The sequence below is a fragment of the Pseudomonas sp. BAY1663 genome, assembly GCF_000582595.1.
GTDB classification, from domain to species: Bacteria; Pseudomonadota; Gammaproteobacteria; order Pseudomonadales; family Pseudomonadaceae; genus Stutzerimonas; species Stutzerimonas stutzeri_AF.
In genome coordinates this window covers 1-10,052 of the sequence record NZ_AZSV01000118.1, presented here as the reverse complement: position 1 = coordinate 10,052, position 10,052 = coordinate 1, and the positions used below count along the sequence as shown (strand labels likewise).

Below are 10,052 nucleotides of genomic sequence, written 5' to 3'. Positions count from 1 at the left end.
CCAGCGCACACCTGCCTCGCGCAGCCAGTCGCGCAGCAGCGGCAGGTCCTCGCTGTCGATGCCGGCACGGCGGGCGATGGCCGGCTGCTCCAGCCAGGCGAGGACTTCCTCGGCGGCGAAGCGGCTCTGCGCCAGCAGCAGCAACTGCAGGAAGGCCTCGATCAGCGGCACCTCGGCACGCAGGCTGCGGTCGGCCAGGCTGTAGGGGATACGCGGCACGCCCTCGCGCACGGCGAACACCGCTTCGATGAAGGGCGCGTAGCGCTCGATGTCGGGCGTCAGCACCACCACCTGGTCCGGGCTCAGCGCCGGGTCGGCAGCGAAGCGGGCGAGCAGCTGGTCGTGGAGGATTTCCACCTCGCGCAGCGGCGAATGGGCGATGTGCACTTCCAGCGAGCGATCATCGTCCGCCAGCGTCATGCGCTCGTCCGGCAGCCGCGTGCGCAGGCGCAGGATGTCGTGCTGCAGGGCATGCAGCAGGCTGTCGTCGCGCAGGTCAGCATCTTCGGAATACAGGCCGATCTCCTGGCCGCCGAGGCCGAACAGCGCATCGAAGAAATCGCGGCCCTGCTTGCCGAGGCTGGCCAGCAGCGGGTGGCCGACGTCGAGGTACCAGTCGTCCGCAGCACTTTCCGGTTGCCTCGCCAGCTCGCGCACATCGCGGATCTCGCCCCAGGCCTCGCGGCTCGGGTTGAGCGCGCAGACCACCACGTCGATGTGCCGCGCCAGGCCGTCGAGCACCCGCAGGTGGTGCGGCGGCAGGCTGCTGATGCCGAACACCAGCAGCCGCTCGGGCAGCCCGGCGAGTGCTTCGTCGCGATACAGGCGCTGCAGCAGGTCGCCGAGCAGCCGCGCGCGGTGCGGGTGGCCGTCCTTGGTCAGCTCGCGCCAGAGCAGCGCCTGCCAGGCTTCGTCGGGACCGAGCTCGAGGGTCTCGCTGCGCTCCCAGGCCGCCAGCCAGTCGTCGCGGTAGAGCAGGTACTGGTCGAAGGTGTCGGCGATTTTCGCCGCCAGGCTCAGCCGCCGGCGCTCGTCGCCGCCGTCCAGGTACTGCGCCAGGCGCGGCGCCAGCGCCAGGTTGGCCGGCTCGCACAGCCAGCCGTAGAGACGCCAGGTCAGGCTGGCCGGGGTGAATGCCGACTGCTCCGGCAGGCTGCCGAGCACCGCACGGCTGAGGTCCCAGACGAAGCTGGCCGGCAGCTGGATGTCCAGCTGCATGGCGATGCCCTGCTTGCGTGCCAGCTCCAGGGTCAGCCAGCGGCCCATGCCCTGGCTCGGCACCACCACCCGCGCCGGGGCGAAGGGGTCGGCCAGCGGCTGGGCGAGCAGCGTGGTAGCCAGTTCGCCCAGGGTTTCCAGGTCGGGAGCATGGTAGAGGCTGAGCATGGACGCACCGCTGAGAACAGGAGCCGATAGGTTACAGGCCACCCGCGACGGGGGCGAGCCGCGCCTGCGGCCCGGACGCTGCGCGCGACGGCCCGCAGGATGGCCGCCCGGGACGGCAGGCCACAAAAACTACGCCTTTTGCCCGAGGCATCTCGTTCCGAGGGCCAATATCAATTCTGCCGATGGCCAATAGGATGGGTTGCGATGGGGTGATCGAAACGCCCCGCCCGCCAGGAGTCATCCATGAATCTGAATCTCAAGAATCTGCTCGCGCTTTCCATGGCCGCGGTGCTCGGCAGTGCCCCGCTGGCCTTCTCCGTGTCGGCGGCCGAGGGAACGGCGGCCAGACCGCTCGGCTCGGTCGAGCGCAGCCACGCCAAACAGGCCGCCGAGCTGCTCGACAAGGCCGTCGCCTACCTGCAGGCCAATGGCGCGGAGCAGGCGCTGGCCGCGTTCAACGACCGCAAGGGTCCGTTCGTCATGGGCCAGCACTATGTCTTCGTGCTCGACACCCAGGGCAGCATGCTGGCCAGCAATGGCGCCTCGCGCAGCCTGGTCGGCCTGAACGTGGCCGCCCTGCAGGATGCGGCCGGCAAGCCGTTCATGCGTGAGTTCATCGACAAGGCGAAGAACGCCGACAGCGGGACGGTGGAATATCACTGGCTGAACCCGACGACCAACAAGGTGGAAAACAAGGTCAGCCAGTTCCGCCGGGTGGGCGAGCACATCCTCTGCGTCGGCTACTACATCCCGCGCGGCACGGCCGAACAGGCCAGGGCGCTGCTGGACAAGGCGGTGGCGCTGACGCGGGAACACGGCCCCGAACGGGCCTTCGAGCGCTTCAACGATCCGCAGAGCGGCTTCGTGATCAACGACGAGTACGTGTTCGCCATCGGCCTGGAGGATGGCCGCTACCGCGCCAGCGGGAGTTCGCCGAACCTGGTGGGGCTCGATGTACGCGCGGTGAACGATGCCGCCGGCAAGCCGCTGTTCAAGGAGATGATCGAGCTGGCGCGCGAACAGGGCGAAGGCACGGTCGACTATGTATGGCGCAACCCGGCCACCAACGCGGTGGAGCAGAAGCATTCGCTGATCCAGCGGGTCGATGACGTGCTGCTGGGGGTGGGCTACTACGCGCCCAACTGAGCCGCCAAGCGCGGCCGCGAGGCGCTCCGCTGATGACAATTGTGTGAACGGCCGGCTCCCGGCGATGGTCAACCGTCCATAACCCCACAGCTCTGTGCCGCCCCTGGGCGCGACAGGTTGTGGCCGTCGACCATCGAACAGCCGGAGGCCGGGCCTGATGCTGACGTTGTTGCACCTGCTTTCCGCCATCGCGCTGCTGGTCTGGGGTACGCACATCGTGCGCACCGGCATCATGCGCGTCTATGGCTCCCATCTGCGCCGCCTGCTCGGCCACAGCATGGCCAACGCACCGCTGGCCTTCGGTGCCGGCATCGGCGTCACCGCGCTGGTGCAGAGCAGCAACGCCACGGCGCTGTTGACCATTTCCTTCGTCGCCCAGGGCCTGATGGCGCTGCCGACGGCGCTGGCGATCATGCTCGGCGCGGACGTCGGCACCGCGCTGATGGCGCGGGTGCTGACGCTGGACCTGTCCTGGCTGTCGCCGCTGCTGACCCTGGTCGGGGTGAGCCTGTTCCTTTCGCGCAAGCAGAGCCGTGCCGGCCAGATCGGCCGGGTGCTGATCGGCCTGGGGCTGATCATCCTCGCCCTGCAGTTGATCGTGCATGCCGCCGAGCCGATCACCGAGGCGCGCGGCATGCAGGTGCTGTTCTCCTCGCTGGCCGGCGATACCCTGCTGGCGGCGCTGGTCGGCGCGCTGTTCGCCCTGCTCTCCTATTCCAGCCTGGCGGCGGTGCTGCTGACCTCGACGCTGGCCGGCGCCGGCCTGATCAGCCTGCCGGTGGCGCTCGGCCTGGTGATCGGCGCCAATATCGGCAGCGGCCTGCTCGCCTGGCTCAACGCCAGCGTGCAGCCGGCGTCGGCGCGCCGGGTGGCGCTGGGCAGCCTGCTCTACAAGCTGGCGGGGCTGGCGATGCTGCCGTTCCTCGGGCCGCTGGTGGCCTGGATGGATACCCTCGGCTACAGCGCACAGACCCAGGTGATCGGCTTCCACCTGCTCTACAACAGCCTGCGCTGCCTGATCCTGCTGCCCACCGTGCAGCCCATGAGCCGGCTGTGCGAACGCCTGCTGCCGGAACGCGTGCTGGACAACGGCGTGGCGCAGCCGCGGCACCTCGACCCCGCCGCCCTGGACATGCCGAGCCTGGCGCTGGCCAATGCGGTGCGCGAGACCCTGCGCATCGGCGACCTGGTTGAAATGATGCTGGCGCGCCTGCTCGAGGCGCTGCAGGAGGATCGCGCGGCACCCGGCGAGGAGATCCGTCGCCTGGACGACGACGTCGATGCGCTCTACAGCGGCGTGAAGCTCTATCTGGCGCAGATGCCGCGCGAGGACCTGGCCGAGCAGGAGGGCCGGCGCTGGGCGGAGATCATCGAGCTGGCGATCAACCTCGAACAGGCCGGCGACATCATCGAGCACATGGCCAGCAAGGTGCAGAACCTCAAGACCGCCAAGCGCCGCTCCTTCTCCGACAGCGGCCTGGAGGAGCTCGGCCAGTTGCATGCCCTGCTCGGCGCCAACCTGCGGCTGGGACTGTCGGTGTTCCTCTCCGGCGACTCGCACAGCGCGCGGCAGCTGCTGCAGCACAAGCGCCAGTTCCGCAAGCTGGAGCGCGAGCTGGCCCATTCGCACGTGCAGCGCCTGCACCAGCAGGTGGTGGAGAGCATCGAGACCAGTGCCGCGCACCTGGAGCTGATCGCCGACATGAAGCGGCTCAATTCGCTGTTCTGCAGTGCAGCCTATGCGGCGCTGGAGGGCCAGGGCGGCAAGGGCCACGCCGCCGAGGCGGGCCGCGACAGGCTGCCGGTAGAGCAGCATCTGCCCGGCAAGCCTGCGTAGGGCGGGTTGTAACCCGCCGAACGAGGCACGCATCCATATCACGGCTTGCTCGTAGGAGCGGGCCATGCCCGCGAAGGGCAGCCACGCGGGTGCATCGACCTCGTTCGCAGGCACGGCCTGCTCCTACGTCCTCTTGAGCAAAAAGAACCCCGGCGATGCGCGAGCACGGCCGGGGTTGGAGGTCGCGATCAGCGTTGCTTGCGCCGTCGCTGCATCCAGACGATCAGGCCGAACAGCAGCAAGCCCGGCACCCACATGATCTCTTTCTGCCAGCGGTCGGTCGGCGCACGTACCGAGAGGATCTCCTGGTCGAATTCCAGTCCCGCCTCGGCCGCCGGGCTGCCGAAGGCGACGCTGTCGACCAGCAGCTTGCCGTCGTCCTCGTAGGTCACCAGGCCGATCTTCTCCAGCTTCTCCTCGCCGGAGGCGCCATCCGGGATGGCCAGCAGCAGGACGAACTCGCGCGGATCACCCACCGCATCCTCGCCGCGCACGCGCAGGCGCAGCTGGCTGTCCTCTTCGACGTCGGCCAGGGCCTCGACCAGCTGTGCCGGCGGGATGTCCTGGTACGGGTCGTGGAGCATGTCCATCCAGAAACCCGGACGGAACAGGGTGAAGGCCACCAGCAACAGCAGCAGGTTCTCGTACCAGCGGCTGCGCACCAGGAAATACCCCTGGGTGCCGGCGGCGAAGACCAGCATCGCCAGCGTGGCCACCAGGAAAACCAGCACGCCATGCCAGAAATCCACGCCGATCAGCAGCAGGTCGGTGTTGAAGATGAACAGGAACGGCAGCGCCGCGGTGCGCAGGCTGTAATAGAACGCGGTCACCCCGGTGCGGATCGGGTCGCCCTTGGACACCGCCGCCGCGGCGAACGAGGCCAGGCCCACCGGCGGCGTCACGTCGGCCATGATGCCGAAGTAGAAGACGAACAGATGCACCGCGATCAGCGGCACGATCAGCCCGTTCTGCTGGCCCAGGGCGACGATCACCGGCGCCAGCAGGCTGGACACCACGATGTAGTTGGCGGTGGTGGGCAGACCCATGCCGAGGATCAGGCTGAGGAAGGCGGTGAGCAACAGCATCAGCAGCAGATTGCCCATCGACAGCAGTTCGACCAGATCGGCCAGCACCAGGCCGACGCCGGTCTGCGACACCGCGCCGACGATGATGCCGGCCGCCGCCGTGGCGATACCGATGCCGATCATGTTGCGCGCACCGGCGATCAGGCCTTCGCGCAGGTCGATCACGCCGTCCATGAAGGTGCCATCCACATGGCTGCGATCATGGCGCATCCACGACAGCAGCGGGCGCTGGGTCAGCAGGATGATCACCAGCATCACCGAGCCCCAGAAGGCCGAGAGGCCGGGCGACAGTCGCTCGATCATCAGGCACCACACCAGTACCACCACCGGCAGCAGGAAATGCAGGCCGGAAAGCAGCACCGGACGCGTCTCGGGCAGCTTCTCCAGCGGCATGTTCGGGTCTTCGTGGGGCAGCGGCGGGTTGCTCGCGGCAATCTTCAGCAACCCCAGATAGACCAGCGCCAGCAGCGCGCCGATGACCCACAGCGCGGCATCGCCGAGCGCCGGCTTGAGCCAGCCGAGACCGTAGTAGACCCCCAGCGACAACCCGGAAATCAGTGCAGCGCCGAAGGCGAAACCGATCAGCCGCTGCATCCACGGCTTGGCTACATTGGCCCGCGGCAGCGCCTGCAGGCCGAGCTTGAGCGACTCCAGATGGACGATGTAGACCAGCGCGATATAGGAGATCAGCGCCGGCAGGAAGGCGTGCTTGATCACCTCGACATAGGGAATGCCGACGTATTCGACCATCAGGAACGCCGCGGCGCCCATCACCGGCGGCATGATCTGGCCGTTGACCGAGGAGGCGACTTCCACCGCGCCGGCCTTCTCCGCCGAGAAGCCGGTGCGCTTCATCATCGGGATGGTGAAGGTGCCGGTGGTGACCACGTTGGCGATCGAGGAGCCGGAGATCAGGCCGGTCATGCCGGAAGCCACCACGGCCGCCTTGGCCGGGCCGCCGCGGAAATGCCCGAGCATGCTGAACGCCAGCTGGATGAAGTAATGCCCGGCGCCGGCACGTTCGAGCAACGCGCCGAACAGCACGAACAGGAAGACGAAACTGGTGGAAACGCCGAGGGCGATGCCGAACACGCCTTCGGTGGTGATCCACTGGTGATTGGCCAACGCGGTGAAGCTGACGCCGCGGTGGGCCAGCAGGCCGGGCATCCAGGGGCCGGCGATGCTGTAGATGAGAAATACCAGCGCGATGATCGCCAGCGGCGGGCCGAGCGCGCGACGGGTAGCCTCCAGCAACAGCGGAATGCCGACGCAGGCGGTGAGCAGATCCAGGGTGGTCAGGTTGCCGGGGCGCTGCGCCAGTTGTTCGTAGGCGATGAACAGGTAGGCGGCACTGGCCGCGGCGACCAGCCCGAGGGCGATGTCCAGCAGCGGTACCCGGTCGCACGGCGAGCGCTTGGAAGCCGGGTAGGCGAGAAAGGCCAGCAGCAGGGCGAAGGCCAGGTGAATCGAGCGGGTCTCGGTGTCATTCAGCACGCCGAAGCCGAGGACGAACGGCAGCGGCGAGGCGATCCACAACTGGAACAGCGACCAGAGCAGCGCGAGCCCGGCGATGACCGCGGCCATCGCGCCGGTGGGCAGGCGCGCACCGACATCCTGGGCGATCAGTTCCTCGGTGGACAGTTGTTTGTCTTGCATGAAATGAGGCCTGTTTTTTCAGGTAACGGAAACCGCAAAAACCCGTGGCCGGCCGGCGCACGGGTTTTCGGGCTAAGGCATTGCCAGCAAGGCCGCCCGGTGGGACGACCGCTCGCGCCTTACAACCAGCCACGTTCCTTGTAGTAGCGCTCGGCGCCTTCATGCAGCGGCGCACTCAGACCGACCTTGATCATCTCTTCCGGCTTGAGGTCCTTGAATGCCGGATGCAGGCGCTGGAAGCGCTCGATGTTCTCGAACACCGACTTGACCAGTTGGTAGACGACTTCGGCGTCGACCTTGCTGGTGGTCGACAGCACGGCCTTGCCGCCGATGGACTGGGTCGGCTGGTCGTTGCCCTTGTACAGGCCGCCGGGAATCTCGGCCTTGGTGTAGTAGCTCTTCTCCGCCAGCAGCTTGTCGATCTCCGGGCCGGTGATCGGTACCAGTACGGCATCCACGGTGGTGGTCGCTTCCTGGATCGCGCCGTTGGGGTGGCCGACGAAGTAGGTCATGGCATCGATGTTGTTGTCGCCCAGCGCGCTGGCCTGTTCGGCCGGCTTCAGTTCGGCGGCGAGCGAGAACACCGACTTGTTCCAGCCCTTCTCCTTCATGATCTCTTCGAGGGTGTCGCGCTGGCCGGAGCCGGGGTTGCCGATATTGACGCGCTTGCCCTTGAGGTCATCCAGGCCCTTGATGTTGGCGTCACGACGCGCAAGCACGGTGAAGACTTCACTCTGCAGGGAGAACACCGCACGGATGTCGTCCATCTTCCCTTCTTTCTCGAAGGGTACGGCGCCTTCCATCGCCTTGTACTGGTGGTCGGACTGCATGATGCCGAAATTGAACTCGCCACTGCGCAGGCCGTTGACGTTGGCCACGCCGCCGCCACTGGCAGGCGCATTGCATTTGAGGTTCTCGGCGTTGCGGTTGACGAAGCGGCAGATCGATTGCCCCGCCACGTAGTAGACCCCGGTCTGGCCACCGGTGCCGATGGTGACGAACTTCTCTTGCGCCTGCGCCATACCGCTCAGGCCGGTTCCCGCCAGTGCAGCGGTAAAGATCCATGCCAAGGATTTGCCTTTCATGGATGCACTCCTTTTGGTTGTTTTCGAATGCCCGGCATCCCTTGTGAGTCTGCGCGGTGTTGGGAGTCTAGCAGCGTTGCGGACAACGAACAGCGCCCTGACCGATTGCCGCAGGGCATGCAGCCGGCGGGCTTGTTCCATCATCCCGACAATGGCAGACTGCCACTAGTTTCGTAATACGAAAGCTGCTTTACCGCTCAGGACGTAAGGGCCTGATAGCTGAGGCGCCTGCCGTGGCCATCCTGTCGGATGCGCCATCGCCGGCGCCTTTTTCGTTGCCACCGGACATCGCCGCAACGCCACGGACGACACGAGACAGTCATGAAACTTGCATACCGTACTGCGCCGCGGTGAACGCCCATGCCGAGCGACGAGACCACCCAGTTGCGGGCAGCCTTGGAAGAAACCATCCAGGTCCTCGAGAGAACCCGCCACTCCTTCAAGTCGCGGGAACTCGGGCAGCTTCGGCGGCGCCTGCTGGACCTGCTCGAGCAACTGGAGGAGCCGCAGGCCGATAGCGACCCCGCATGAGCGGAACCGGACAACGATCCCGGCATGACGGAAACAACACAGACGCTCACCGCGTCCAAGACAAGAGCGCTGCCGGGTCCGCTGACGGGCCGACGATGCAGCGCCGATATTCCCTTGCGTTAACCGCCCTTTTATTCATGGGAGATAACGCCAACATGCGCACGAACCTGCCGGTCACCGGCCACGAAATCAACGTCAGCGACCACGCCAACATCCTCTCGACCACCAACCTGGGTGGCGAAATCACCTATGCCAATGCGGACTTCGTCGCTATCAGCGGTTTCAGCGAAGAGGAACTGCGGGGCCAGCCACACAGCATCGTGCGTCATCCGGACATGCCGTCGCAGGCCTTCGCCGATCTCTGGAGCTGCCTGCGTGGCGGGCAATCCTGGATGGGGCTGGTCAAGAACCGCTGCAAGAACGGCGATCACTACTGGGTCAGCGCGTTCGTCACGCCGGTCAGCCGCAACGGTCGGGTGGTGGAATACCAGTCGGTGCGCACCCGGGCACAGCCCGAGCAGATCCGTGCCGCCGAAGCCTATTACCGCCAGCTGCGCGACAAGCCGGGCGCCGCGTTCCTGAGCAAGCTCCAGCTGGGCATGCGCGCCCGTGTCGGCCTGCTGGCAGCGCTCGGCGTCGTGCTCGGCGGCACCTGGGCGCTGTTCGGCGGCGTGCCGCTGCTTGCCGCGGCCCCCGGCATCCTGCTCGGCAGGCCTCGGCGCCGCCGCCCTGGGCAGCCTGGCGCTCGCCCCGTTGCGGCGGCTGGCGTGGCAGGCACGGCAGGTCGGGCACAATCCGGTCAGCCAGCGGATCTACACCGGCCGGCGCGACGAGATCGGCGAAATCGCCTTCGCCATGAAGATGCTGGAAACCGAAGCCGCCGCCATGGTCGGGCGCATCGCCGACTCCAGCGGCCTGCTCAGCAACCATGCCCGCGAACTGCTCGCCGCGATGCAGGGCAGCACGCAGAGCGCCTCGCGCCAGCAGCAGGAAACCGACAAGGTCGCCACCGCGATCAACCAGATGGCAGCCAGCGTCCAGGAGGTCGCCCTGAATGCCCAGCGCACCGCCGAGGCGGCGGCGCGGGCCGATGGCGAGACGGCCAGTGGCCGGCAGATCGTCGGCCTTACCGGCAGCAGCATCGTGCGCCTGGCGGACGATATCCAGCAGGCCACCGACGTCATCCACCAGCTGGAGGCGCACAGCCAGGAGATCAGCCGCGTGCTCGACGTCATCCACGGCATCGCCGAGCAGACCAACCTGCTGGCGCTCAACGCCGCCATCGAGGCGGCGCGCGCCGGCGAGCAGGGCCGCGGCTTCGCCGTG

6 protein-coding genes and 3 pseudogenes are annotated in these 10,052 nt (G+C 67.2%); 6 read left to right on the top strand and 3 right to left on the bottom strand.

Annotation, left to right across the window (positions count from 1 at the left end; all coding sequences use genetic code 11):
* The coding region (locus BAY1663_RS20850; protein ID WP_037044599.1) for an exodeoxyribonuclease V subunit gamma at nucleotides 1–1,386 on the bottom strand (1,386 nt) is incomplete at its 3' end.
* Between the two features lie 243 nt (nucleotides 1,387–1,629).
* Here BAY1663_RS20850 and BAY1663_RS20845 point away from each other — a divergent pair.
* Nucleotides 1,630–2,532 carry a cache domain-containing protein gene (locus BAY1663_RS20845; RefSeq protein WP_051497198.1) on the top strand — a complete coding sequence of 301 codons (903 nt, stop codon included), beginning with the start codon at nucleotides 1,630–1,632 and terminating at the stop codon, nucleotides 2,530–2,532.
* A gap of 157 nt (nucleotides 2,533–2,689) precedes the next feature.
* The gene (locus BAY1663_RS20840) at nucleotides 2,690–4,369 is read left to right on the top strand and encodes a Na/Pi cotransporter family protein (protein ID WP_037044583.1); all 1,680 of its coding nucleotides are present in this window, start codon (nucleotides 2,690–2,692) and stop codon (nucleotides 4,367–4,369) included.
* 188 nt (nucleotides 4,370–4,557) lie between these two features.
* Here BAY1663_RS20840 and BAY1663_RS20835 read toward each other — a convergent pair whose 3' ends face one another.
* The gene (locus BAY1663_RS20835) at nucleotides 4,558–7,110 is read right to left on the bottom strand and encodes a TRAP transporter permease (RefSeq protein ID WP_037044580.1); all 2,553 of its coding nucleotides are present in this window, start codon (nucleotides 7,108–7,110) and stop codon (nucleotides 4,558–4,560) included.
* A gap of 119 nt (nucleotides 7,111–7,229) precedes the next feature.
* The gene (locus BAY1663_RS20830) at nucleotides 7,230–8,195 is read right to left on the bottom strand and encodes a TAXI family TRAP transporter solute-binding subunit (protein ID WP_037044578.1); all 966 of its coding nucleotides are present in this window, start codon (nucleotides 8,193–8,195) and stop codon (nucleotides 7,230–7,232) included.
* Between the two features lie 360 nt (nucleotides 8,196–8,555).
* Here BAY1663_RS20830 and BAY1663_RS24545 point away from each other — a divergent pair, with 360 nt between their 5' ends.
* The 4 genes and pseudogenes from BAY1663_RS24545 to BAY1663_RS26095 form a co-directional block, all read left to right on the top strand.
* Nucleotides 8,556–8,726 carry a hypothetical protein gene (locus BAY1663_RS24545; RefSeq protein WP_164838485.1) on the top strand — a complete coding sequence of 57 codons (171 nt, stop codon included), beginning with the start codon at nucleotides 8,556–8,558 and terminating at the stop codon, nucleotides 8,724–8,726.
* Nucleotides 8,723–9,163 (top strand): annotated as a pseudogene (locus tag BAY1663_RS26105) (PAS domain-containing protein); the annotation flags it as partial. The gene BAY1663_RS24545 and the pseudogene BAY1663_RS26105, both read left to right, overlap by 4 nt.
* 172 nt (nucleotides 9,164–9,335) lie before the next feature.
* Nucleotides 9,336–9,527: pseudogene (locus tag BAY1663_RS26100) on the top strand (chemotaxis protein); the annotation flags it as partial.
* A 408-nt stretch (nucleotides 9,528–9,935) separates the two neighbouring features.
* Nucleotides 9,936–10,052 (top strand): annotated as a pseudogene (locus BAY1663_RS26095) (methyl-accepting chemotaxis protein); the annotation flags it as partial.